Here is a 22,857-nt window from a genome sequence, read left to right as displayed (position 1 = left end):
TTAATTATTGTTCGCGGCGTTTGTTGCGATATCGTTTTCGGCGCTCAACTCGCGCACGGCGATATAACGTTCGCTGCGACGGGTGCGATCCAGCACCTGCCCTACCAATTGGCCACACGCGGCATCGATGTCTTCACCGCGGGTGGTGCGTACGGTGACGTTGAAGCCTGCATGGTGAAGCTGATCCTGGAAACGGCGAATCGCGTTGTTGCTCGGGCGCTCGTAACCGGAATGCGGGAACGGGTTGAACGGAATCAGGTTGATCTTGCACGGAATGTTCTTGAGCAACTCGATCATCTCAACGGCATGTTCAACCTTGTCGTTGATGTCCTTGAGCAAGGTGTACTCGATGGTCAGCACGCGCTTTTCGCCCAGGGACGACATGTAGCGCTGGCACGACTCGAGCAGCATCTTAAGCGGATATTTCTTGTTGATCGGCACCAATTGGTTACGCAATGCGTCGTTTGGTGCGTGCAGAGACAACGCCAGGGACACGTCGATATGCTTGGACAGCTCATCGATCATCGGCACCACGCCCGAAGTGGACAGGGTCACGCGGCGCTTGGAGATCCCGTAGCCCAGGTCATCCATCATCAGATGCATGGCGGCCACGACGTTGTCGAAGTTCAGCAGCGGCTCACCCATGCCCATCATCACCACATTGGTGATGGCACGGTCGGCGGTCGCCGGGATGCTGCCGAACGATTTATTGGCAATCCAGACCTGACCGATCACTTCGGCGGCGGTGAGGTTGCTGTTGAAACCTTGCTTGCCGGTGGAGCAGAAACTGCAATCCAGGGCACAGCCTGCCTGGGACGAAACGCACAGAGTGCCGCGTTTGCCCTGGGGAATGTACACGGTCTCGACGCAGCTACCGGACGCCACGCGCACCACCCACTTACGGGTGCCATCGGTGGAGATGTCCTCGCTGACCACTTCGGGGCCGCGGACTTCAGCAATGGCCTTGAGCTTGTCGCGCAAGGCCTTGCTGACGTTCGTCATGGCGTCGAAATCATCAACGCCAAGGTGGTGAATCCATTTCATTACCTGACCGGCACGGAAACGCTTCTCCCCGATTGAGTCGAAGAATTTTTCCATTTCCTGTTGAGTCAGACCCAGCAGGTTGGTTTTTACAGTCGATGTAGTCATGGATTCACCTTCACTCTTAAGCCAATGCTTAGCGAGTGGTTACTTCAGTAGCTGCGAAGAAGTACGAGATTTCGCGAGCAGCAGCGGCTTCGGAGTCCGAACCGTGTACAGCGTTGGCGTCGATGGAATCAGCGAAGTCAGCGCGGATGGTGCCGGCAGCAGCTTCTTTAGGGTTGGTAGCGCCCATCAGCTCACGGTTCAGAGCGATAGCGTTTTCGCCTTCCAGAACCTGAACGACAACCGGACCGGAGATCATGAAAGCAACCAGGTCGCCGAAGAAACCACGAGCGCTGTGCTCAGCGTAGAAGCCTTCAGCTTCAGCTTTGGACAGTTGCTTCAGTTTCGAAGCTACAACGCGCAGGCCAGCTTTTTCGAAACGAGTGGTGATCTCGCCGATAACGTTTTTTGCAACAGCGTCAGGCTTGATGATGGAGAAAGTACGTTGAACAGCCATGGTGTAACTCCAGAAACGGTAATTTGCGAAAAATTAAACCCGCGAATTATACGCGGGTTCTTTGGTATTGCCTAACTGCGTACGGTGCAGACTTAGTCTGCTTCTTCGATCCAGGCGGCCTGAATGGCTTCAAGCACCTTCTCGCCACCGCGGGTCGGATCATCACTGAACTCCGGCAACGCCAGCACCCATTTGTGCAGATCGACGAAGTTCACGTAACGCGGGTCCACATCTGGCTTGGTTTCAGCCAGCTGGATCGCGATTTCAAGCACATCAACCCATTTCAGACTCATGTCGGTTCCTTGAATCAGTGCGGCGCTTCGGCTGCATGGTTGAGCGAGTATTTCGGAATTTCGACGGTCAGGTCTTCAGTCCCGACGATCGCCTGACAGCCTAGACGCGAATGCGCTTCCAGACCCCAGGCCCGATCAAGAAAGTCTTCTTCCAGCTCATCCGCCTCTTCCAGCGAGTCAAAACCTTCGCGGATGATGCAATGGCAGGTAGTGCAAGCGCAGACGCCGCCACAGGCGCTTTCCATCTCGATATGGTGTTCATGGGCCAGTTCGAGAATGGATATACCGGGCTCAGCCTCTACAACCATGCCTTCCGGGCAGAACTTCTCGTGTGGCAGAAAAATGACCTGCGGCATCAGTTATCCTCGATTTCATTCAGGTTGCGCCCCGCCAGAGCGGCTTTCACCGTCGAGTCCAGGCGGCGGGCAGCAAAGGCATCGGTCACTTGCGACAGACGCTTGGTCTGCTGCTCGATAGCGTAACCATCGGTGCCTTTCATCAGTTCGGTCAGTTCCTGCATCTGCAATTCGATGACCATGCGCTCTTCGGCGTCGAGCAGGCGTTCGCCGTCAACCTCCAGAGCGCCCTGCACCGCCTCGATCAGGCGCTGGGCATCAACTTGCTGCTCACGCAATACGCGGGCGACTTTGTCGTCGTTGGCGTGCTGGAACGAATCCTTGAGCATTTTGGCGATTTCGCCGTCGGTCAGGCCGTAGGACGGTTTGACCTGGATGCTCGCTTCGACGCCCGAACCCAATTCGCGGGCCGAGACACTGAGCAGACCGTCGGCGTCGACCTGGAAGGTCACGCGAATCTTCGCCGCGCCGGCCACCATCGCCGGAATACCGCGCAATTCGAAGCGTGCCAGGGAACGACAGTCGCTGATCAACTCACGCTCGCCCTGCAATACATGGATCGCCATGGCCGACTGGCCATCTTTATAAGTCGTGAAGTCCTGGGCCCGGGCGACGGGGATGGTGGTGTTGCGCGGAATCACCTTCTCCATCAGGCCGCCCATGGTTTCCAGCCCCAGGGACAACGGAATCACGTCGAGCAACAGCAGTTCGCCGCCGTCACGTTTGTTGCCAGCCAGGGTATCGGCCTGGATCGCAGCACCGATGGCGACGACTTGATCCGGATCGATTTCAGTCAGCGGTTCGCGACCGAAGGCGTGCGCAACGGCTTCGCGGACACGAGGCACGCGCGTCGAGCCGCCGACCATGACCACAGCGTGTACGTCTTCCAGTTCGATACCGGAATCACGCACAGCGCGGCGGCAGGCTTTCAGGCTGCGAGCAACCATCGGCTCGATCAACGCATTGAAGGCTTCACGGGTCAACTCGGCCTTCCAGTCGCCATAAGCAACTTCGACGGACGAGCAATTGGTCAGGGCTTCTTTGGCCGCACACGCGGTTTGCAGCAGATTACGTTGCGTACCCGGGTCGAGATCGGCCGACAGACCGGCGCTCTCGATGATCCAGCCAGCAATAGCGTGATCGAAGTCATCACCACCCAGGGCGCTGTCGCCGCCGGTAGCCAGCACTTCGAACACACCGCCAGTCAGGCGCAGAATCGAAATATCGAAAGTACCGCCGCCCAGGTCATAAATCGCGACCAAGCCTTCGGCGTGCTGATCCAGACCGTAAGCAACGGCCGCCGCGGTTGGCTCATTGAGCAAGCGCAGCACGTTCAGACCGGCCAGCTTGGCTGCATCTTTGGTGGCTTGACGCTGAGCATCATCGAAATAGGCCGGAACGGTAATCACCGCGCCAACCAATTCGCCACCCAAGGTCGCTTCAGCGCGCTGACGCAGCACTTTGAGGATATCGGCGGAGACTTCGACCGGGCTTTTCGGGCCTTGCACCGTGTCGATGAACGGCATGTGCGACTCGCCGTCGACAAAACGATACGGCAGCTGATCGCCCAATTGCTTGACGTCGGAAAGACCACGACCCATCAAGCGCTTGACCGACAGCACAGTGTTCAAAGGATCGGACGCGGCGGCCAGTTTGGCCGACTCGCCGACTTCGACGCGATCGGCGTGATAGCGCACGGCAGACGGCAGGATGACCTGCCCTTGCGCGTCGGCCAGAGGCTCGGAAAGACCACTGCGCAATGCAGCGACCAGCGAATTGGTAGTGCCCAAGTCGATCCCCACAGCCAGACGACGCTGGTGCGGTTGAGGACTTTGGCCGGGTTCGGCGATCTGCAGTAGGGCCATCGTTATCAGGACTTATCTGTATATCAGGCGTGCGACCGGAGCGGCACTGGGTTAATCGTCGAGGCGCTCTTCTAACTGGCGCACTTCGTAGGTGAGCTTGTCGAGGAACTGCATGCGCCGCATCAGGCGTTCGGCCTGTTCACGTTGCGCTGCATCATCCCAACAGGCTGCGAAGCTTTCGTTCAGTTCATCCTGCGCGGTCTTCAGGCGACGCTTGAACACTGCAACACCCGCCAGGTCGGCGCTGTCTTGCAGGTCTTCGAGCTCTTCACGCAGCTCCATCTGCTGCAGAAGAAACTCCGGATCATGCACCGTGACCTCCAGCGGCAGCTCACGACCGCCCATGGCGAGCAAGTAGCGCGCGCGTTTGGGGGGGCTTTTGAGCGTCTGATAGGCCTCGTTGAGGCTCGCGGATTGCTCGAGCGCCAGCCGCTGCTCACGCTCGGAAGCGTCGGCAAAGCGGTCCGGATGAACACCACGCGCCAACTCACGGTAGCGCGTGGCCAACTGCTCGAGATCCAGACGGAAGCTCGGCTGCAGTTCAAATAAAGCGAAATGACAAGGAGTTCCCACAAGCAGCCTCAGATGTTGAAGCTTTCGCCGCAGCCACATTCACCGCGCACGTTGGGGTTGTTGAACTTGAAGCCTTCGTTCAACCCTTCCTTGACGAAATCGAGTTCGGTGCCGTCCAGGTAGGCGAGGCTTTTCGGGTCGATGATCACTTTCTCGCCGTGACTTTCGAACACCTGATCCTCTGCCACCACCTCGTCGACAAACTCCAGCACGTAGGCAAGGCCGGAACAGCCTGTGGTGCGAACACCCAGACGAATCCCTTCACCTTTGCCGCGCCCGTTGAGGGAGCGTCGCACGTGTTGAGCAGCCGCTTCTGTCATGCTGATAGCCATCGGTGACTCCTTACTCGTCGCCAAATCTTGAAAGTCAGATCAAGCCTTTCTTCTGCTTGTAGTCGCGAACGGCCGCTTTGATAGCGTCTTCAGCAAGTACGGAGCAGTGAATTTTTACTGGCGGCAGAGCCAGTTCTTCGGCCAGCTGAGTGTTCTTGATGGTCTCTGCTTCATCCAGAGTCTTGCCTTTCATCCACTCGGTCGCCAGGGAGCTGGAGGCGATCGCCGAACCGCAGCCGTAAGTCTTGAACTTGGCGTCTTCGATGATGCCTTGTTCGTTGACCTTGATCTGCAGGCGCATCACGTCGCCGCACGCCGGAGCGCCGACCATGCCGGTGCCGACATCAGGATCTTCCGCGTCCATCTTGCCGACGTTGCGCGGGTTCTCGTAGTGGTCGATGACCTTTTCGCTGTAAGCCATGATTCTTAATCCTCACTCATCAGAGAGTCGCTCTTAAGCCCTGCGAACCGTAGTTTTACAGGGCCGGTTTGCGGCGACTTGAAATCAGTGTGCCGCCCACTCGATTTTCGAAATGTCGACACCGTCTTTGTACATGTCCCACAGCGGCGACAGGGTGCGCAGCTTGGTAACGGCCTCGCAGACTTTCTGCGCGGCGTAGTCGATTTCTTCTTCGGTGGTGAAACGGCCGAAGGTAAAGCGAATCGAGCTGTGTGCCAGTTCGTCGTTGCGGCCCAGGGCGCGCAATACGTACGAAGGCTCAAGCGATGCCGAGGTGCAGGCCGAACCGGACGAAACCGCCAGATCCTTGAGCGCCATAATCAGCGACTCGCCTTCAACGTAGTTGAAGCTCAGGTTCAGGTTGTGCGGTACGCGGGAAGTCATGCTGCCATTGACGTACAGCTCTTCGAGGCCTTCGACCTGCTTGAAGAAACGATCGCTCAGGGCTTTGATGCGTACGTTCTCGGCAGCCATGTCTTCCTTGGCTACACGGAAAGCTTCACCCATGCCAACGATCTGGTGGGTCGCCAGGGTGCCGGAGCGCATGCCACGTTCGTGACCGCCGCCGTGCATGGTCGCTTCGATGCGAACACGCGGCTTGCGGCTGACGTACAGTGCGCCGATGCCTTTAGGGCCGTAGGTTTTGTGGGCAGAGAACGACATCATGTCGACTTTCAGTTTCGACAGGTCGATCTCGACCTTGCCGGTGGACTGAGCGGCGTCGACGTGGAACAGGATCCCCTTGGAGCGGGTCAGTTCGCCGATGGCTGCGATGTCGTTGATGGTGCCGATTTCGTTGTTCACATGCATGATCGACACCAGGATGGTGTCGTCGCGCAGGGCAGCTTCAACCATCTCTGGAGTAACCAGACCATCTTCGCGAGGGTCGAGGTAGGTCACTTCGAAACCTTCACGCTCCAGTTGGCGCATGGTGTCGAGGACAGCCTTGTGCTCAATCTTGGTGGTGATCAGGTGCTTGCCTTTGGTGGAGTAGAAATGCGCCGCACCCTTGATTGCCAGGTTGTCGGACTCGGTGGCACCGGAGGTCCAGACGATTTCACGCGGGTCGGCGTTAACCAGGTCAGCGACCTGACGACGAGCGTTCTCGACGGACTCTTCAGCTTTCCAGCCGAACACGTGGGAACGGGACGCCGGGTTACCGAAGTTTCCGTCGACCAGCAGGCATTCACTCATCTTTTGCGCGACACGTGGATCAACCGGGGTCGTCGCAGAGTAATCAAGGTAAATCGGCAATTTCATGGACTATCTCCTAAATCAGGCTGGCTGGCGTGCCGCTAGCTCTTTGGCTGTCATTCGACGGCGGACGCTTCAATCTTGTCCAGGCGTGGCGCCTTGCTGTTGCAACGACGCTGGTCCTGACGCTGGGCTACTTCTTGCACCTCACGGCGAGTTACAAGGTCAGCCAAGCTGATACCGCTCAGAAATTCGTGAATCTGCAGGCTCAGATCGCACCACAAGTGGTGGGTCAAGCAGGTGTCGCCTTGATGGCAATCACCTTGGCCCTGGCATTTGGTTGCATCGACCGATTCGTTGACCGCATCGATCACCTGGGCGACCTGGATGCCCTGCATGTCTCGGGACAATTGGTAGCCACCGCCCGGACCGCGAACACTGGACACCAGATTGCTGCGGCGCAATTTGGCAAAAAGCTGCTCGAGGTAGGACAGGGAGATGCCTTGGCGCTCGGAGATATCGGCCAGGGACACCGGCCCGTGCTGCGCGTGCAACGCCAGGTCAAGCATGGCGGTCACGGCGTATCGGCCTTTTGTAGTCAGTCGCATGGACAATTACCACGGAGTTCGGAATGGGGCGAGTATGCAATTCCCGAGTATTTAAGTCAACTATAAGACCTAGTACTTTACTCAGGTTTACCCGCAAAAGAGCGCGCGCATCATAGCAAAGGCTGGCTGCGTACAGCCAGCAATTGCGCGTTATCGTTCATCGCGAGCAGGCTCGCTCCCACAGGAAACCGCATTTCAAATTTGTGGGAGCGAGCCTGCTCGCGATGAAGTTGACTCGGTTTAGCTGGCCTGGCTCTGATCCTTGTCCTTCACACAGGCAAAGTCTTCTTCGCGCAGCTCAGGCAGATCTTTCGCACAGTAATTGCTACCCAGGTCCTTCAGCGCCCCGCACATCCCTTCAAGTCGACCATCTACAGCCTGCAGATGATCGAGCAACTGGTTAATGGCTCGGGCCACCGGGTCCGGCATGTCTTCGCCGACACCATAGGCATCGAAACCGATCTTCTCGGCCATGGCCTTGCGCTTGGCGTCCTGCTCTTCATCGGACTTGACGATGATCCGTCCCGGAATCCCCACCACCGTCGCCCCGGGCGGAACCGCCTTGGTGACCACGGCATTGGAACCCACCTTGGCCCCGGCACCCACCGTAAACGGGCCGAGCACCTTGGCGCCCGCCCCGACCACCACGCCGTCTTCCAGAGTCGGGTGACGCTTGCCCTTGTTCCAACTGGTGCCGCCGAGGGTCACGCCCTGATACAGAGTGACATCGTTGCCGATCTCGGCGGTCTCACCGATAACGATGCCCATGCCATGGTCGATAAAGAAGCGACGACCGACCTTGGCACCCGGATGAATCTCGATCCCGGTCAACCAGCGACCGAAGTTCGATACCAGCCGCGCCAGCCATTTCCAGCCCATACCCCACAACGCTGACGACAGGCGATGGATCCAGATGGCGTGCATGCCCGGGTAGCACGTCAGAACCTCAAAAGCATTACGCGCCGCCGGGTCACGATGGAAAACACTTTGGATATCTTCACGCAAACGCTCGAACATCATTAATCCTTCCGCTTTAGAAGCTCGCCACGGGCCGCTTTCTGGGTTTCCGTGAGGATGCCACGCAATATATTCATTTCCGCCCGGCTGACCGAGCTGCGTCCGTACAACCGGCGCAGGCGCGCCATCAAGTGCCGTGGTTTTTCCGGGTCGAGAAATTCGATGGCCACCAGCGTCTGCTCCAGGTGCTCATAGAATCGCTCCAGCTCATCCATGGTCGCCAGCTCACCACTTTTGGTGGATGCCACTTCATCCTTCTCGACCTTGCTCGGCTGACCAGCAGCCGCCAACCAGGACATGCGCACCTCATAGCTCAACACCTGCACCGCTGCCCCAAGGTTCAGCGAACTGAACTCAGGGTCTGATGGGATGTGCACGTGATAATGACATCGCTGCAGCTCTTCATTGGTCAGGCCGGAATCTTCACGACCGAACACCAATGCGATCTCGGCACCCTGCCCCGCCTCTTCGACCACCTTCACACCGCATTCGCGGGGATCGAGTAACGGCCAGGGAATGCGACGATCGCGGGCGCTGGTGCCAAGCACCAGATTGCAGCCGACCAAGGCATCTTCCAAAGTGGCGACGACCTGAGCATTTTCAAGGATGTCACCGGCGCCGGACGCACGCGCATCGGCTTCGTGATGCGGGAACAACCGCGGTTCGACCAGCACCAGCCGCGACAGGCCCATGTTCTTCATGGCACGCGCAGCCCCGCCGATATTTCCGGGGTGACTGGTATTGACCAGGACGACACGAATGTTTTGCAGCAAGGGAGGCGCTCTCGAACACAGAATTAGGGAGCAGAATCTTACAGTTCATCCTACCGTTAAGCTACGAAAGCGAACACCGACCTTCACCTGTAGAAACTTTCTGATAGAATGCCCGGCTTTCTTTAACAACCTTAGGTGACACATCCATGCAGCCCATGCTGAATATCGCGCTGCGCGCCGCCCGCAGCGCCAGTGAATTGATTTTCCGCTCCATCGAGCGCCTGGATACCATCAAGGTCGACGAAAAAGACGCCAAGGATTATGTATCCGAGGTGGATCGCGCCGCCGAACAGAAAATCATCGATGCGCTGCGCAAGGCTTACCCTAATCACTCGATCATGGGTGAAGAAACCGGCATGCACGCCGGTAACGGCATCGAAGGCGAAGAGTACCTGTGGATCATCGATCCGCTGGACGGCACCACCAACTTCCTGCGCGGCATTCCTCACTTCGCTGTCAGCATTGCCTGCAAATACCGTGGCCGCCTGGAGCACGCTGTTGTTCTGGACCCGGTTCGCCAGGAAGAATTCACCGCCAGCCGTGGTCGCGGCGCCCAACTGAACGGTCGTCGCCTGCGCGTCAGCGGCCGCACCAGCCTGGACGGCGCCCTGCTGGGTACCGGCTTCCCGTTCCGTGACGACCAGATGGACAACCTCGACAACTACCTGGGCATGTTCCGCGCCCTGGTTGGCCAGACCGCCGGCATCCGCCGCGCTGGCTCGGCGAGCCTGGACCTGGCCTACGTAGCTGCCGGCCGTTTCGATGCATTCTGGGAGTCGGGCCTGTCCGAGTGGGACATGGCTGCAGGCGCCCTGCTGATCCAGGAAGCTGGCGGCTTGGTGAGCGACTTCACCGGCGGTCACGACTTCCTTGAGAAAGGCCACATCGTCGCCGGCAACACCAAGTGCTTCAAAGCAGTACTGACGGCGATCCAGCCGCACCTGCCAGCTTCGCTGAAGCGTTAAACGCTCGAAGCATCTCAAGAAAACGCCCCGACTTGTTCGGGGCGTTTTTTTTGCGCAGAAAAAAACCCAACGTCGCACAATCCCTGTGCCCGCGAAGGCGGCGTACCAGGCAACATCAATGTCGACTGACACACCCTCTTCGCGGGCAAGTCGGATCGCCGCACCGCTCGCCCCTACAGGCTCCGCACCATAACGAAAAATGCCCCGTATCTTTCGATACGAGGCATTTTCTTGAATCGCCAGCCTGAACAGGCTGGCGTTTCGGCATCGGAAGCTGGACTTAAGCCAGTTTTTCCTTGATGCGAGCTGCTTTACCAGACAGGTCACGCAGGTAGTACAGCTTGGCTTTACGTACGTCACCGCGACGTTTAACGGCCATGCTGTCGATTTGCGGGCTGTAGGTCTGGAAAGTACGCTCTACGCCAACACCGTTGGAGATTTTACGAACGGTGAAAGCACTGTTTACGCCGCGGTTACGCTTGGCGATAACTACGCCTTCGAACGCTTGCAGACGCGAACGATCGCCTTCCTTCACTTTCACCTGAACGACAATGGTGTCGCCCGGGGCAAAGGTAGGGATCTCTTTGGTCATCTGCTCTGCTTCGAGTGCAAGGATGATTTTGTTAGTCATGCTGTGCTCCTAAGGTAAATCGTCGGATCTACCATCGATACGTTGTTAACTATCGTCCCGCTCGCGGATGTATTCCTCGAGCAGCTTCTTCTCTTCTCCAGAAAGCGAGCGGCTTTCCAGAAGATCGGCGCGTCGTTCAAAGGTCCTACCAAGGGACTGCTGTAAACGCCAACGCCGGATATGCGCGTGATTGCCACTTAGCAATACGTCGGGAACACGCTGATCCGCATACACCTCCGGTCGGGTGTAGTGCGGGCAATCCAGCAAACCATCCGTAAAGGAATCTTCCTCGGCGGAGTCCGCATGCCCTAAAGCTCCAGGCAGCAGTCGTGTAACCGCATCGATCAGGACCATCGCCGGCAGCTCACCGCCAGACAGTACATAGTCGCCAATCGACCACTCTTCATCGACATGAGCATCAATAAAACGCTCGTCAATGCCTTCATAGCGGCCGGCAATCAGGATCAATGCATCCAGATTCGCCAACTCGCGTACCGCCGACTGAGTCAGTTGACGGCCTTGGGGGGACAGGTAAATTACCTTCGCCGCCTCCCCGACTGCTGCCTTGGCCTGAACCAACGCATCTTCCAGGGGCTTGATCTTCATCACCATGCCCGGACCACCGCCAAATGGGCGATCATCCACAGTGTGATGTCGATCCGTCGTGTAGTCTCGCGGATTCCAACAGGTAAGCTGCAACAGCCCCTGTTTCACCGCCCGACTGGTGATGCCGTACTCGCTGATGGCGGAGAACATCTCGGGAAACAAACTGATCACTTCTACGCGCAGGTTAGCCACGTTTAGAAGTCCGCATCCCATTCCACCTTCATCTCGCCTGCGGCAAGGTCGACAGCCAACACGCATTGCTCCGTATAGGGCAACAGGCGTTCGCGATCATCCAGGCTGCCAGCGCAAGGCTTGACCACCATTACATCATTGGCGCCGGTTTCCAGAAGATGATCGATTTTCCCGAGCAATTGCCCGAGTTGATCAATAACCTTCAGACCTTCCAGCTGGTACCAGTAGTACTCGCCGTCGGTCAATTCAGGGAACAGGTTGCGCGGCACACAGATCTCATAACCAGCCAGAAGACGTGCTTCTTCACGATCATCAAGACCCTTGAGCTTTGCGACCAGGAACTTGTCGCTCCCACGTCCACTGACCAGCTCGACCTGTTTCACATTACCTTCGCGCTTGAGCGTCCAGGTTTTGTACTGCAACAGGTTTTCAGTCGGATCAGTAAAGGAATACACCTTCACTTCGCCGCGAACGCCATGAACAGAATAAATTTTGCCAATAACGATCAAATCATCGGCAATAGCTGGCGTCGCGTTCATATTGCTCAGGCCGCAGCCTTAGCAGATTCCTTCAACAACTGAGCAACGCGCTCAGAAGGTTGTGCACCAACGCTCAGCCAGTAGGCTACGCGCTCTTGGTTCACGGACAGACGAACTTCTTGACCACGAGCAACAGGGTTGAAGAAACCAACCTGTTCCTTGTGCGAACCGTCGCGCGGGTTGCGGCTGTCGGTTACGGTCAAGTGGTAAAACGGGCGCTTTTTGGAGCCGCCAAGGGCAAGACGGATTGTTAGCATGTGAACATCGTTCCTGTAGTCGGTGCTGCAAATCTAAAGGCACAGCGGGCATAGGTGCCCGAAAGGCCGCATATTCTAAGGAATATCCGGACTTTTGCAAATGTCTTTTTCCGGCGGCCTATCGGTCGCCATCCAGATTTGCTATAGAGCCGTCGTTGAAAACGGCCAGTCAGCTCCCGCCAAGTGCGGGTTTGCTGGAGATCCCACTTCCATGTGGGAGATGCAAGGGCAAGCCCTTGCGTGAATACTTTACATCTTTGGCATGCCGCCGCCGGGCAACATACCGCCCATGCCGCGCATCATTTTGGCCATTCCGCCTTTCGCGGAGAACTTCTTCATCATCTTCTGCATCTGCTTGTGCTGCTTGATCAAGCGACCGATGTCCTGCACCTGAGTGCCGGAACCCATGGCGATCCGGCGCTTGCGCGAACCGCTGATCAGCTCAGGGTCGCGGCGCTCGGCCGGGGTCATGGAGTTGATGATGGCTTCCATCTGCTTGAACTGCTTCTCTGCCGCGCCCTGGGCGTTGCCCATTTGCGCCAGATTCACACCGCCGATGTTCGGCAGTTTGTCCATGAGGCCGCCGAGGCCGCCCATGTTTTTCATCTGCTGCAGCTGATCGCGAAAGTCTTCAAGGTCGAAGCCCTTGCCCTTCTTCAGCTTCTTGGCCAGTTTATCGGCCTTGTCTTTGTCGAGGGTCTGTTCGGCCTGCTCGATCAGGCTGAGCACGTCGCCCATGCCGAGGATGCGTGAAGCGATACGCTCAGGATGGAACGGTTCGAGCGCTTCGCTCTTCTCGCCCATACCGATGAACTTGATCGGCTTGCCAGTGATGGCACGTACCGACAGCGCGGCACCACCACGGGCATCGCCGTCGACCTTGGTCAGGATCACACCGGTCAGCGGCAGTGCATCGCCGAAGGCCTTGGCCGTGTTGGCGGCGTCCTGGCCGGTCATGGCATCGACCACGAACAGGGTTTCGACCGGGTTGATTGCGGCGTGCAGCGCCTTGATCTCGCCCATCATCTCTTCGTCGATGTGCAGACGACCGGCGGTATCGACGATGACCACGTCGATGAATTTCAGTTTTGCTTCTTTAATAGCTGCTTGCGCGATGTCGACCGGTTTCTGGCTCAGGTCGGACGGGAAGAAGGTAACGCCAACTTCACCCGCGAGCATTTCAAGCTGCTTGATCGCCGCCGGACGGTAAACGTCCGCGGACACGACCATGACCGACTTCTTCTTGCGCTCTTTAAGGAAGCGCGCGAGTTTGCCGGCGGTGGTGGTTTTACCCGCCCCCTGCAAACCGGCCATCAACACGACGGCAGGAGGAACGGCGCTCAGGTTCAAGTCTTCGTTGGCCGCGCCCATCAGGCTTTCGAGTTCGGCCTGGACGATTTTCACGAAGGCCTGGCCCGGCGTCAGGCTGCGCGACACCTCGGTGCCAACAGCGCGTTCCTTGACCGAGTTGACGAAGTCTTTGACCACCGGCAAGGCGACGTCGGCTTCGAGCAACGCCATGCGCACTTCGCGCAGGGTGTCTTTGATGTTGTCTTCGGTCAGCTTGGCCTTGCCGGTGACATGGCGCAGCGTCTGCGAGAGACGGTCGGTTAAGTTTTCAAACATTGCGCGATCCTTTCAGGCCCTGTGTAGACCGGGATAATGGCGGCCCAGACCGGAATAAACATGTGCTCGGCGAGCCTGCGGCGTGGGCAGGTCGCGGATTATAGCGAAGACTGCGTCTGGCGGACACCTCGCCGTCAGGTTGCTTGGTCTTTCGTGCTGTGGGGGTTCTATGCCAAACTCAGCGCCTTTCGGGCTTGCCTAACAGGATTTATGCTCCCCTTGTCACCCAGTTTGCTTACCACCCTCGCCGCCGCCTGCTTATATGCCGCTGCGACCCTCTATCAAGGCACTCGTCTGGCGACCGGCGCCAAGGCGAACAAGCGCCTGCTGGTCACGCTCGGTGTGCTGGCCGTGCTGGCCCACAGCGTCAGCCTGATCACCTATCTGCTGACACCGATCGGCCTGGCCCTGGACTTTTTCAGCGCCGCCAGCCTGATTGCCGCGGCGGTCATCGCCCTGACCCTGCTGGCCTGCTCGCGAATTCCGGTGGAAAACCTGCTGCTATTGCTGTTCCCGCTGGGCGCCGCCACCGTGGTGCTGGCACAGTTCGCCCCCGCTGGCACGGTGCAGATCATTAACGAAGAGCCTGGCATCCTCGCCCACATCCTCTTGTCGATCCTCGCTTACGGCATGTTCACCATCGCGGTGTTCCAGGCTTTGCTGCTGCTGGTTCAGGACCATCAGCTCAAACACAAGCATCCGTCCGGGCTGATCAAGAATTTCCCGCCGCTGCAAACCATGGAAAGCCTGCTGTTTGGTTTCCTCTGGGCCGGCTGGAGCCTGCTGTCTCTGTCGCTGATCTCCGGCTGGCTGTTCGTCGAGAACCTGTTCGCCCAGCACCTGGTGCATAAAACCCTGCTGGCGTGCCTGGCCTGGATCGTGTTCAGCGTGCTGCTTTGGGGGCGTAACCGCCTCGGCTGGCGCGGACACAAAGCCATCCGCTGGACCCTTGCCGGTTTTTGCCTGCTGATGCTGGCGTACTTCGGCAGCAAGCTGGTCCGCGAATACATTCTGCATATCTGACGGGCGGCATTAATGGACGACTTGCCCATAGGGCCGATGCTCGCGGTGCTGGCCCTGCTGATTTTATGGTCGGGGCTGTTTACCGCCATCGAAATTGCACAACAGCAATTGCTGGCGCAGCGCACGGCCTCGCGCTCGAGCGACAAACCGCCGGCCAAGCTGAACTTCCCACTGAACAGCCTGATCCTCTGCAACACCCTGTGCCGCGCATTGGTGGTGGTCATCAGCACCTTGCTGGCGATTTTCACCTGGGCACAAAACGGTCCATGGATTGCCTGCCTCGGTGCCAGCGCGGTGCTGCTGGTGTTCGCCGACTACCTGCCGCGCACCCTGGCCGTGCGCTATCCGGATGCTGTTCTGACCCTGGGCAACACGCTGCTCGGCATACCCTTGAAGATCGTCTACCCGGCGGCCTGGTTACTCAATGCCATCAGCCAACTGCTGATGCGACCATTCGCCCGCAAAATCAACGTGGTGCAGCAAAGCGAAGACGAGATACCGGCAGATCGGCGCGACGATCACGAACACGCAGCCAGTCGCCCGCATTCACTGTCAGGTATCCACGCGCTGGATAACATCACGGTCAACGATATTCTTGTGCCGCGCAGTGACGTCGACGGAATCAATCTGGACGATTCCCTCGAAGAAATCATCGAGCAACTGCGCCATAACAGACGCACCCGCCTGCCGGTATTCCACAGCGACATCAATCAGGTCGAAGCGGTGCTCAACACCCGCCAGATCCGTCATTTGCTGCCGGACTCAAGCCTGACTCTGGAAGCGCTGCTGGCAGCCAGTCACGAACCGTACTTCGTACCGGAAAGCACCCCGCTGCAGCTGCAATTGCTGAACTTCCACAAGCAGCAGCGACGTTTGGGCATGGTGGTCGACGAATACGGAGAAGTGCTGGGCATCGTGACCCTGGAAGACATTCTCGAAGAAATCGTCGGTGAATTTGAAAGCCAGCACAACCTGGATAATCCGCACATCCAACCGCAGGCCGATGGTCGCCTGGTCATCGAGGGTGCGGCGTCGATTCGCGAATTGAACAAAAGCCTTGGCTGGCACTTGCCCAGCGATGGTCCGAAAACCCTCAACGGGTTGGTGACCGAGGCGCTGGAAACGATTCCCGACAGTGCGGTTTGCCTGAAGATCGGGCGTTATCGGCTGGAGATTCTGGAGACGGAAGACAATCGCGTCACGCGGGTGCTGATCTGGCATACCAGTTCCACGCCTGCGATTGCCTCTAGCCGTTAGATAGTTAAAAGATCGCAGCCTCGCTTCGCTCGACAGCTCCTACAAGGGAGTGCATTCCAAACTGTAGGAGCTGTCGAGCGAAGCGAGGCTGCGATCTTTTTCAATATCCATACCCTTGTTCAATCATTAGCCGCCTTCCTATAATCAAGCCGCTTACCCAAGCTCCCGCCGAACCACGTGCTTACCCCGCACGCAGCAGGTTCCGGCCAGATCATCGACGATATCCGCACCACTGCGACGACTGTTCCTACCTTGAACAGCGACCGTGCCTCCACCCACATCCCTGGGTATTCGACCATAATAATTCGCTCCACTGGGGCACATGACTGTCAGGGATTACCGCATGACGACCAGCACAACGTTCAGCGACACCGCGCCTGTCCAACCAACAAACTCCGCCACCCGAGTAGCCACCGCGAGTTTCATTGGCACGGCCATCGAGTTCTACGACTTCTACGTCTATGCCACCGCAGCAGCGCTGGTGATCGGGCCGGTGTTTTTTCCGCAGACCTCCGGCACCGCCCAGATGCTGTCGGCGTTCCTCACCTTCGGTGTCGCCTTTCTTGCGCGGCCACTGGGTTCGGCGCTGTTCGGCCATTTCGGTGACCGCATCGGGCGCAAATCGACACTGGTCGCCTCCCTGCTATTGATGGGCGTGTGTACCACGCTGATTGGCGTGCTGCCGGGTTACGACAGCATTGGCGCCTGGGCGCCGATCCTGCTTTGCGCGCTGCGCTTCGGCCAAGGCTTGGGGCTAGGCGGTGAATGGGGCGGTGCCGCATTGCTGGCCACGGAGAACGCGCCCAAAGGCAAGCGCGCCTGGTACGGCATGTTCCCGCAACTCGGTCCATCGATCGGGTTTCTGGCGGCCAACGGCCTGTTCCTGACTCTGGCCATGAGTCTGAGCGACGAGCAGTTCCGTTCGTGGGGCTGGCGAATTCCATTCCTGCTCAGTGCTGCCCTGGTGATGGTGGGCTTGTACGTACGCCTCAAGCTCCACGAGACCCCGGTATTCGCCAACGCCATGGCTCGCCAGGAGCGGGTGAAGATCCCGTTGGTCGAGCTGTTCAGCCAATACTGGGCGCCGATGCTGCTGGGGGCCGGGGCGATGGTCGTGTGTTACGCGCTGTTCTATATCTCGACGGTGTTTTCGCTGAGTTATGGCGTGTCGACGCTCGGCTACACCCGCGAAACCTTCCTCGCTCTGCTGTGTTTCGCCGTACTGTTCATGGCGGCCGCGACACCGCTGTCGGCCTGGGCGAGTGATCGTTACGGGCGCAAACCGGTGCTGATCATCGGTGGCGTGCTGGCGATTCTGTCCGGATTCCTGATGGAACCGCTACTGACCCAAGGCTCGACCTGGGGTGTGGCGCTGTTCCTGTGCATCGAACTGTTTCTGATGGGCGTGACGTTTGCGCCAATGGGCGCGCTGCTGCCAGAGCTGTTTCCGACCCACGTACGCTATACCGGCGCATCGGCGGCCTACAACCTGGGCGGGATTGTGGGAGCCTCGGCTGCGCCGTTCTTTGCACAGAAACTGGTGGCGATGGGCGGTTTGAGTTATGTCGGCGGGTATGTGTCGGGGGCGGCGGTGCTGAGCTTGATTGCGGTGTTGTGCCTGAAGGAAACGCGGCATAACGATTTGAATCGGGTTGCCTGATAAAACGCCATCGCGGGCAAGTCGAATCGTCGCACCGCCGCTCCCACAGGATTTCAGGTGTACACAAAATTTGTGATCAACCGAAAACCCTGTGGGAGCGGGCTTGCCCGCGATAGCTGCGACTCAGTTACAGCTCTACCACGACAGCCTGAGAAGCACGGGTCGCTTTCGCCCGTGCAGCCTCGATCGACTCATCACGCGCCAACGCCACACCCATCCGACGCTGGCCATTGACCTCAGGCTTGCCGAACAGACGCAACGCAGTATCCGGCTCGCTCAGCGCAGCGCCCAAATTGGCGAATGCGGTTTGAGTCGACTGTCCTTCCACCAGAATCACCGCCGAAGCCGAAGGCCCGAACTGACGGATCAAGGGAATCGGCAGGCCCAGGATCGCCCGTGCGTGCAGCGCGAACTGCGACAGGTCCTGGGAAATCAGGGTCACCAGACCGGTGTCATGCGGGCGCGGCGAGACTTCGCTGAACCAGACCTGATCACCCTTGATGAACAACTCGACGCCAAACAGACCACGGCCACCCAGGGCTTCGGTCACCGCTTTGGCAACGCGCTCGGATTCAGCCAGAGCAACCGGGCTCATGGCTTGTGGCTGCCAGGATTCCTGATAGTCGCCCTTCTCCTGACGGTGGCCAACCGGCGCACAGAACGTAGTGCCACCGACGTGACGCACGGTCAGCAGGGTGATTTCGTAGTCGAAGTCAATGAAGCCTTCGATGATCACGCGGCCTTTACCGGCGCGGCCACCTTCTTGAGCGTAATCCCAGGCCTTCTGCACGTCATCGACGCTGCGCAGCAGGCTCTGGCCTTTGCCCGAGGAACTCATGACCGGTTTGACCACGCATGGGAAACCCAGATCTTCGACAGCCTTGCTGTAGTCCTCGAAGGTGTCGGCGAAGTAGTACGGCGACGTTGGCAGGCCCAGCTCTTCAGCGGCCAGGCGACGGATACCTTCGCGGTTCATGGTCAACTGTGCGGCGCGAGCGGTTGGGATCACGGTGAAGCCTTCGGACTCCAGCTCTACCAGGGTCGCGGTGGCGATGGCTTCGATTTCCGGCACGATGAAGTCCGGTTTCTCGGCTTCGATCACTGCACGCAGGGCGGCGCCGTCGAGCATGTTGATCACATGGCTGCGATGGGCGACTTGCATGGCCGGCGCATTGGCGTAGCGATCGACGGCAATCACTTCAACGCCCAGGCGTTGCAGCTCGATCACCACTTCCTTGCCCAACTCACCACAGCCACACAGCAATACGCGGGTCGCGGTTGGCGACAATGGAGTTCCGATACGGGTCATCTCAGGTCCTCAAGAAGCGGATCATCGAGGGAAGCACGCTTCCCATGGGGAGAAAGCGCGGCATTTTACATGAACCTGAGGGTTTGGCTTCAGCTGACGACGGCCTGATTACGCAAGCGCCAGGCCATGATCAGCCACACGACTGTCACACCTGCGAACTTCGAGCCCATGGCGGTGAGGATCACGGCCGGAGTGAACGCATCGATCATGCCGAAGAAGATGAAGGTGTCCAGCGGGATGCTCAGCGCCGAACTTATCCACAGGCGATCATGCAATGGACGCTTGGTTATGCTGAACACCAGCCAGTCGATGCACTCCGACACGGCGAATGCGATGGCGCTGGCCAGCGCGATGGATGGGTCGGAAGTGACGTAGGACAGCACCAACGCCACCAGCATCGCCGCGATCGCGCCGTGGCCGAAACGGGTTTGCACCATGTCGCGCAGGACGAACACCAGCCCACCCCAGGCCGACCAGATGATGTCCAGGTGCGGGGCGCTGGAAAAGGCGTAATTGATCAGCACGACGCTGCTGATGTAGGCGATCAGGAAGAGCATGGGGCGGGGGGATACCTGTCAATTTGGTGCACAGGGTACTTCATCTTCAGCGCACAGATCACGGCGAGGGAGCTTTGTGGCGAGGGGGCTTGCCCCCGTTGCACTGCGTAGCAGTGCTAAAACGTGCAACTGTTTTCTACCTGAATCACCGCGCGTACCGACTTTACGACTGCTGCGCAGCCGAACGGGGGCAAGCCCCCTCGCCACAAAAACCGCGCTAACCACAAAAAATTCAGGAGTCAGACTTGGAAGGCAACATCCAGATCAACCCACTCGACTTCGCCCGCTCATGACACAACCCCAACACCTTGCGCCGCTCTGCGTTGTCCATCCGGCTCCAGCGGGTGATTTCTTCCACCGTGCGCTGACACCCGGTGCAAATGTCATCCTCATCCAGCGCACAAATATTCACGCATGGCGATGGAACCGGTCGTTCAGTGGTGCTCATTCTTCCTGCTCGACCAGATCGCGGGCGTAACGCTGCGAGTTGTGCACATAGTGGGCGGCGCTGGCTTCGAGCATCTTCTTTTGCGGCTCGGTCAATTCGCGTACGACCTTGCCCGGTGAGCCCATGACCAGTGAACCGTCCGGAATTTCCTTGCCCTCACCGATCAGCGAGTTGGCGCCGATGATGCAGTTCTTGCCGATTTTCGCGCCGTTGAGGATCACCGCGTTGATGCCGATCAGGCTGTAATCGCCCACCGTGCAGCCATGGAGCATAGCGTTGTGGCCAATGGTCACACCGGTGCCAATGGTCAGCGGGTAGCCCATATCGGTGTGCATCACGGTGCCGTCCTGCACATTGCTGTTCTTGCCGATCAGGATCAATTCGTTGTCGCCACGCAACACGGCGTTGAACCAGACGTTGGCGCCCTCTTCCAATTTGACCTTGCCTACCAGCACGGCATTGGGGGCGACCCAGCTCTGCGGATGGGTCTCGACGCGGGCGTCGCCCAGGCGGTATTTCATCTTATTGTCCTCAAGGCCAGACAGGCTCACTAGCGAAAAGAAAGACTCACGCCATACGCGCGACGGCTTCAGGTTTTGATAAAACTCTTGGGTGGTTGATGCAGGCTGATTTTCGCGTCATAGAGCAGGTTGATCAACTCGACGATCATTATCGCCGTCAGCCCCCAGATCTTGTACTCGCCATAACGGTAGCTCGGCACGTACCAACTGTGGCCCTGATAGTCGATGCGGTGGGTGTGTTCGCGCGGATCTTTGCGGAAGAACTCCAGCGGCACGCTGAACACCGCGGCGATCTCGGCATCGTTGGCCAGGTATTCGACGAAATCCGGAATCACGCCAACATAGGGCGTGACCTTGATGCCATGCAGGGAAATCAGTGGACTCAGCGGGCCGATCACTTCGACCAGCCCCGGTGGCAGGCCGATTTCTTCTTCGGCTTCGCGCAGGGCGGTAAAAATCAGGTCTGGGTCTTCGGGGTCGCGTCGACCGCCGGGGAAGGCGACTTCGCCGCCATGGGTCGAGAGCCCGCTGGCGCGAAGGGTCAGAACCAGTTCCGGTTCGTCACTGCGCGTGATAGGCACCAATACCGCGGCTTCAGGGAAACGCAGGTCGGTTTCCAGCGTACGCGGCGTGTGATTGCTTACCCGGTGCAGTAGCTCGTCCAGCATGAGTCTTCTCGATCTGTGCCTTACCCTGCATCATGCACCAATCGCACCGGCCGCCCAAGCCCCGAACAGCCTCATGTCGCGAAACGACAACTTGCCGACCGACACCGCTGCACGCCAAGATAGGCGCAGCATTCAGGAACCCAAGCATGAAATTTTGCAGCCAATGCGGTAACCCGGTGATCCAGCGTATTCCCGAAGGCGATTCGCGCCTGCGTTTTGTCTGCGATAGCTGTCATACCATCCATTACCAGAACCCCAATATTGTTGCCGGTTGCGTGCCGGTCTGGGGTTCGAAGGTGTTGCTGTGCCGTCGCGCCATCGAGCCACGGCTCGGTTACTGGACCCTGCCCGCCGGGTTCATGGAGAACGGTGAGACCATCGAACAGGCCGCCATTCGCGAAACCGCCGAAGAAGCCTGTGCCCGGGTGCGCAACCTGAGCATCTATACGCTGATCGACGTGCCACACATCAGCCAGGTGCATGTATTCTTTCGCGCCGAGCTGGTGGACCTGGATTTTTCCGCAGGGCCCGAGAGCCTGGAAGTGCAACTGTTCGAAGAAGCCGACATCCCTTGGGGCGAACTGGCTTTCCGCACGGTGGGGCGTACCTTAGAATGCTTCTTCGCTGACCGGCGGACCGAGGTCTACCCCGTGCGGTCCGAATCGATCCCACCGCTCGTCCAGCCTGCCATCATTTAACGCGCCTACACATAAAAGCATCTATAAAATACATAATCGCGACACCTCTTAGGGATATCGTTTCAATGCGCTGGTTGCTTGCCGTTTTTTGCTTGTCGTTCGTCGCTGTCAGCCAGGCTTCCTCCACGGAAACGCTGGACGGCAAAGTCATCGAAAAAGTTCTGGTTCTCAAATCTGCCCACCAGTTGCAATTGATCAATGACGGCAAGCCGATCAAGACCTATCGCATTTCCTTGGGTAAACGCCCCAAGGGGCAGAAGCTGATGGAGGGCGACAAACGCACCCCCGAAGGTTTTTATTGGGTCGACTGGCGCAAGATCAGCGATCGCTTCAACCTGGCGATGCACATCTCCTACCCTAATATCAGCGACGCCGCCCGCGCCCGGCGCGAAGGCGTTGAGCCTGGTGGCATGATCATGATCCATGGCACCCCGGACACCGAAGACAACCCCGAAGACCTGTTCCATACGCTGGACTGGACCGACGGCTGCATTGCCATGCGCAACATGGACATGCGCGAGGTGTGGGGTCTGGTGCCGGATGGCACGATGATTGAGATTCGTCCGTAACGGCTACCTTCACTGGCGAGGAGCTTTTGTGGCGAGGGAGCTTGCTCCCGCTGGGCTGCGAAGCGGCCCCAAAGTTCTATCTAAAACCGCATTCGCTGATTCGAGGGCCGCTTCGCGCCCCAGCGGGAGCAAGCTCCCTCGCCACAAAAGCATCGCCTTACCTTTCCTTCATGTTCTGGCCGCTACCTTCGGTCGGCATCGAAAAAATAATTTCAAAAGATCGCAGCCTTCGGCAACGCCTACCGGGTAGATACCAA

At 58.5% G+C, this 22,857-nt stretch carries 28 protein-coding genes; 6 read left to right on the top strand and 22 right to left on the bottom strand.

The annotated features are described in order from the left end of the window. The 12 genes from rlmN to trmJ form a co-directional block, all read right to left on the bottom strand. Positions 1-1,149 carry a 23S rRNA (adenine(2503)-C(2))-methyltransferase RlmN gene (gene rlmN / locus JFU11_RS09455; protein WP_007903600.1) on the bottom strand — a complete coding sequence of 383 codons (1,149 nt, stop codon included), beginning with the start codon at positions 1,147-1,149 and terminating at the stop codon, positions 1-3. 28 nt (positions 1,150-1,177) lie between these two features. Continuing rightward, complete coding sequence (gene ndk, locus JFU11_RS09450) at positions 1,178-1,603, bottom strand: nucleoside-diphosphate kinase (protein WP_007916882.1); 426 nt, start codon at positions 1,601-1,603, stop codon at positions 1,178-1,180. Positions 1,604-1,695: 92 nt separating this feature from the next. Beyond that, entirely contained in the window at positions 1,696-1,896 is a 201-nt protein-coding gene (gene iscX / locus JFU11_RS09445; RefSeq protein WP_050681789.1) for a Fe-S cluster assembly protein IscX, read from the bottom strand. A gap of 14 nt (positions 1,897-1,910) precedes the next feature. After that, positions 1,911-2,252 (bottom strand): ISC system 2Fe-2S type ferredoxin, encoded by a 342-nt coding sequence (fdx, locus tag JFU11_RS09440; protein WP_123719422.1) that lies wholly within the window; start codon positions 2,250-2,252, stop codon positions 1,911-1,913. Then, positions 2,252-4,117, bottom strand: a complete 1,866-nt coding sequence (gene hscA, locus JFU11_RS09435; RefSeq protein WP_123358115.1) for a Fe-S protein assembly chaperone HscA — start codon at positions 4,115-4,117, stop codon at positions 2,252-2,254. Before hscA ends, fdx begins: the two co-directional genes overlap by 1 nt. A 51-nt stretch (positions 4,118-4,168) precedes the next feature. Beyond that, positions 4,169-4,690, bottom strand: a complete 522-nt coding sequence (gene hscB / locus JFU11_RS09430) for a co-chaperone HscB (RefSeq protein ID WP_030129844.1) — start codon at positions 4,688-4,690, stop codon at positions 4,169-4,171. An 8-nt stretch (positions 4,691-4,698) separates the two neighbouring features. Next, entirely contained in the window at positions 4,699-5,022 is a 324-nt protein-coding gene (gene iscA / locus JFU11_RS09425) for an iron-sulfur cluster assembly protein IscA (RefSeq protein ID WP_007903589.1), read from the bottom strand. A gap of 34 nt (positions 5,023-5,056) precedes the next feature. Continuing rightward, on the bottom strand, positions 5,057-5,443 hold the full coding sequence (iscU, locus tag JFU11_RS09420; protein ID WP_003443374.1) for a Fe-S cluster assembly scaffold IscU: 387 nt from the start codon (positions 5,441-5,443) through the stop codon (positions 5,057-5,059). An 84-nt stretch (positions 5,444-5,527) separates the two neighbouring features. After that, positions 5,528-6,742, bottom strand: coding sequence for an IscS subfamily cysteine desulfurase (locus JFU11_RS09415; protein WP_123719423.1), 1,215 nt, complete (start codon positions 6,740-6,742; stop codon positions 5,528-5,530). Between the two features lie 50 nt (positions 6,743-6,792). Beyond that, entirely contained in the window at positions 6,793-7,284 is a 492-nt protein-coding gene (iscR, locus tag JFU11_RS09410; RefSeq protein WP_007903581.1) for a Fe-S cluster assembly transcriptional regulator IscR, read from the bottom strand. Between the two features lie 240 nt (positions 7,285-7,524). Continuing rightward, positions 7,525-8,301, bottom strand: a complete 777-nt coding sequence (gene cysE / locus JFU11_RS09405) for a serine O-acetyltransferase (protein ID WP_007903579.1) — start codon at positions 8,299-8,301, stop codon at positions 7,525-7,527. Positions 8,302-8,303: 2 nt separating this feature from the next. Next, the gene (trmJ, locus tag JFU11_RS09400) at positions 8,304-9,074 is read right to left on the bottom strand and encodes a tRNA (cytosine(32)/uridine(32)-2'-O)-methyltransferase TrmJ (protein WP_052967502.1); all 771 of its coding nucleotides are present in this window, start codon (positions 9,072-9,074) and stop codon (positions 8,304-8,306) included. A gap of 146 nt (positions 9,075-9,220) precedes the next feature. On the opposite strand from trmJ, the gene suhB reads away from it, so the two are divergent. Further along, positions 9,221-10,039 (top strand): inositol-phosphate phosphatase, encoded by an 819-nt coding sequence (gene suhB, locus JFU11_RS09395; protein WP_064679568.1) that lies wholly within the window; start codon positions 9,221-9,223, stop codon positions 10,037-10,039. 280 nt (positions 10,040-10,319) lie between these two features. Here the strand turns inward: suhB and rplS are convergent, their stop codons facing one another. From rplS to ffh, 5 genes are all read right to left on the bottom strand, one after another. Beyond that, entirely contained in the window at positions 10,320-10,670 is a 351-nt protein-coding gene (rplS, locus tag JFU11_RS09390) for a 50S ribosomal protein L19 (RefSeq protein ID WP_003175895.1), read from the bottom strand. 45 nt (positions 10,671-10,715) lie between these two features. Next, positions 10,716-11,489: a tRNA (guanosine(37)-N1)-methyltransferase TrmD gene (gene trmD, locus JFU11_RS09385; protein ID WP_177409327.1), complete on the bottom strand. Its 774-nt coding sequence runs from the start codon at positions 11,487-11,489 to the stop codon at positions 10,716-10,718. Continuing rightward, positions 11,471-12,007 (bottom strand): ribosome maturation factor RimM, encoded by a 537-nt coding sequence (gene rimM, locus JFU11_RS09380; protein ID WP_123719424.1) that lies wholly within the window; start codon positions 12,005-12,007, stop codon positions 11,471-11,473. Before rimM ends, trmD begins: the two co-directional genes overlap by 19 nt. 5 nt (positions 12,008-12,012) lie before the next feature. Further along, positions 12,013-12,264 (bottom strand): 30S ribosomal protein S16, encoded by a 252-nt coding sequence (rpsP, locus tag JFU11_RS09375; RefSeq protein ID WP_003198088.1) that lies wholly within the window; start codon positions 12,262-12,264, stop codon positions 12,013-12,015. 249 nt (positions 12,265-12,513) lie between these two features. Then, positions 12,514-13,890 (bottom strand): signal recognition particle protein, encoded by a 1,377-nt coding sequence (gene ffh, locus JFU11_RS09370; RefSeq protein ID WP_008014733.1) that lies wholly within the window; start codon positions 13,888-13,890, stop codon positions 12,514-12,516. 210 nt (positions 13,891-14,100) lie between these two features. On the opposite strand from ffh, the gene ccsA reads away from it, so the two are divergent. The 3 genes from ccsA to JFU11_RS09355 all read left to right on the top strand — a co-directional run bounded on the left by ccsA (position 14,101) and on the right by JFU11_RS09355 (position 17,830). Continuing rightward, positions 14,101-14,913 (top strand): cytochrome c biogenesis protein CcsA, encoded by an 813-nt coding sequence (gene ccsA / locus JFU11_RS09365; RefSeq protein ID WP_123719425.1) that lies wholly within the window; start codon positions 14,101-14,103, stop codon positions 14,911-14,913. A 12-nt stretch (positions 14,914-14,925) separates the two neighbouring features. Further along, positions 14,926-16,170, top strand: a complete 1,245-nt coding sequence (locus JFU11_RS09360) for a transporter associated domain-containing protein (protein ID WP_123719426.1) — start codon at positions 14,926-14,928, stop codon at positions 16,168-16,170. Between the two features lie 343 nt (positions 16,171-16,513). After that, positions 16,514-17,830, top strand: a complete 1,317-nt coding sequence (locus JFU11_RS09355; protein ID WP_201060486.1) for an MFS transporter — start codon at positions 16,514-16,516, stop codon at positions 17,828-17,830. Positions 17,831-17,957: 127 nt separating this feature from the next. On the opposite strand, the gene purT is transcribed toward JFU11_RS09355, so the two are convergent. The 5 genes from purT to JFU11_RS09330 form a co-directional block, all read right to left on the bottom strand. Next, positions 17,958-19,139, bottom strand: a complete 1,182-nt coding sequence (gene purT, locus JFU11_RS09350) for a formate-dependent phosphoribosylglycinamide formyltransferase (protein ID WP_123719429.1) — start codon at positions 19,137-19,139, stop codon at positions 17,958-17,960. A gap of 89 nt (positions 19,140-19,228) precedes the next feature. Beyond that, on the bottom strand, positions 19,229-19,696 hold the full coding sequence (locus tag JFU11_RS09345) for a VUT family protein (protein ID WP_008014742.1): 468 nt from the start codon (positions 19,694-19,696) through the stop codon (positions 19,229-19,231). A gap of 232 nt (positions 19,697-19,928) precedes the next feature. Continuing rightward, a complete protein-coding gene (locus JFU11_RS09340; protein ID WP_007897551.1) occupies positions 19,929-20,144 on the bottom strand; it encodes a DUF1289 domain-containing protein in 216 nt (71 codons plus the stop codon). Then, entirely contained in the window at positions 20,141-20,665 is a 525-nt protein-coding gene (locus JFU11_RS09335; RefSeq protein ID WP_007954617.1) for a gamma carbonic anhydrase family protein, read from the bottom strand. Before JFU11_RS09335 ends, JFU11_RS09340 begins: the two co-directional genes overlap by 4 nt. Before the next feature lie 68 nt (positions 20,666-20,733). Further along, on the bottom strand, positions 20,734-21,333 hold the full coding sequence (locus tag JFU11_RS09330; RefSeq protein WP_052966546.1) for a CoA pyrophosphatase: 600 nt from the start codon (positions 21,331-21,333) through the stop codon (positions 20,734-20,736). A 146-nt stretch (positions 21,334-21,479) separates the two neighbouring features. On the opposite strand from JFU11_RS09330, the gene JFU11_RS09325 reads away from it, so the two are divergent. Both JFU11_RS09325 and JFU11_RS09320 read left to right on the top strand, forming a co-directional pair. Next, positions 21,480-22,031: an NUDIX hydrolase gene (locus JFU11_RS09325; RefSeq protein WP_123719431.1), complete on the top strand. Its 552-nt coding sequence runs from the start codon at positions 21,480-21,482 to the stop codon at positions 22,029-22,031. Between the two features lie 65 nt (positions 22,032-22,096). After that, a complete protein-coding gene (locus JFU11_RS09320) occupies positions 22,097-22,600 on the top strand; it encodes a L,D-transpeptidase family protein (protein ID WP_123719432.1) in 504 nt (167 codons plus the stop codon). Positions 22,601-22,857: the final 257 nt, after the last annotated feature.

It is taken from the genome of Pseudomonas sp. TH37, assembly GCF_016650735.1.
Taxonomy (GTDB): Bacteria; Pseudomonadota; Gammaproteobacteria; order Pseudomonadales; family Pseudomonadaceae; genus Aquipseudomonas; species Aquipseudomonas farris.
The sequence above is the reverse complement of the archived record's forward strand: the minus strand, read 5'-3'. Positions and strand labels throughout refer to the sequence as shown.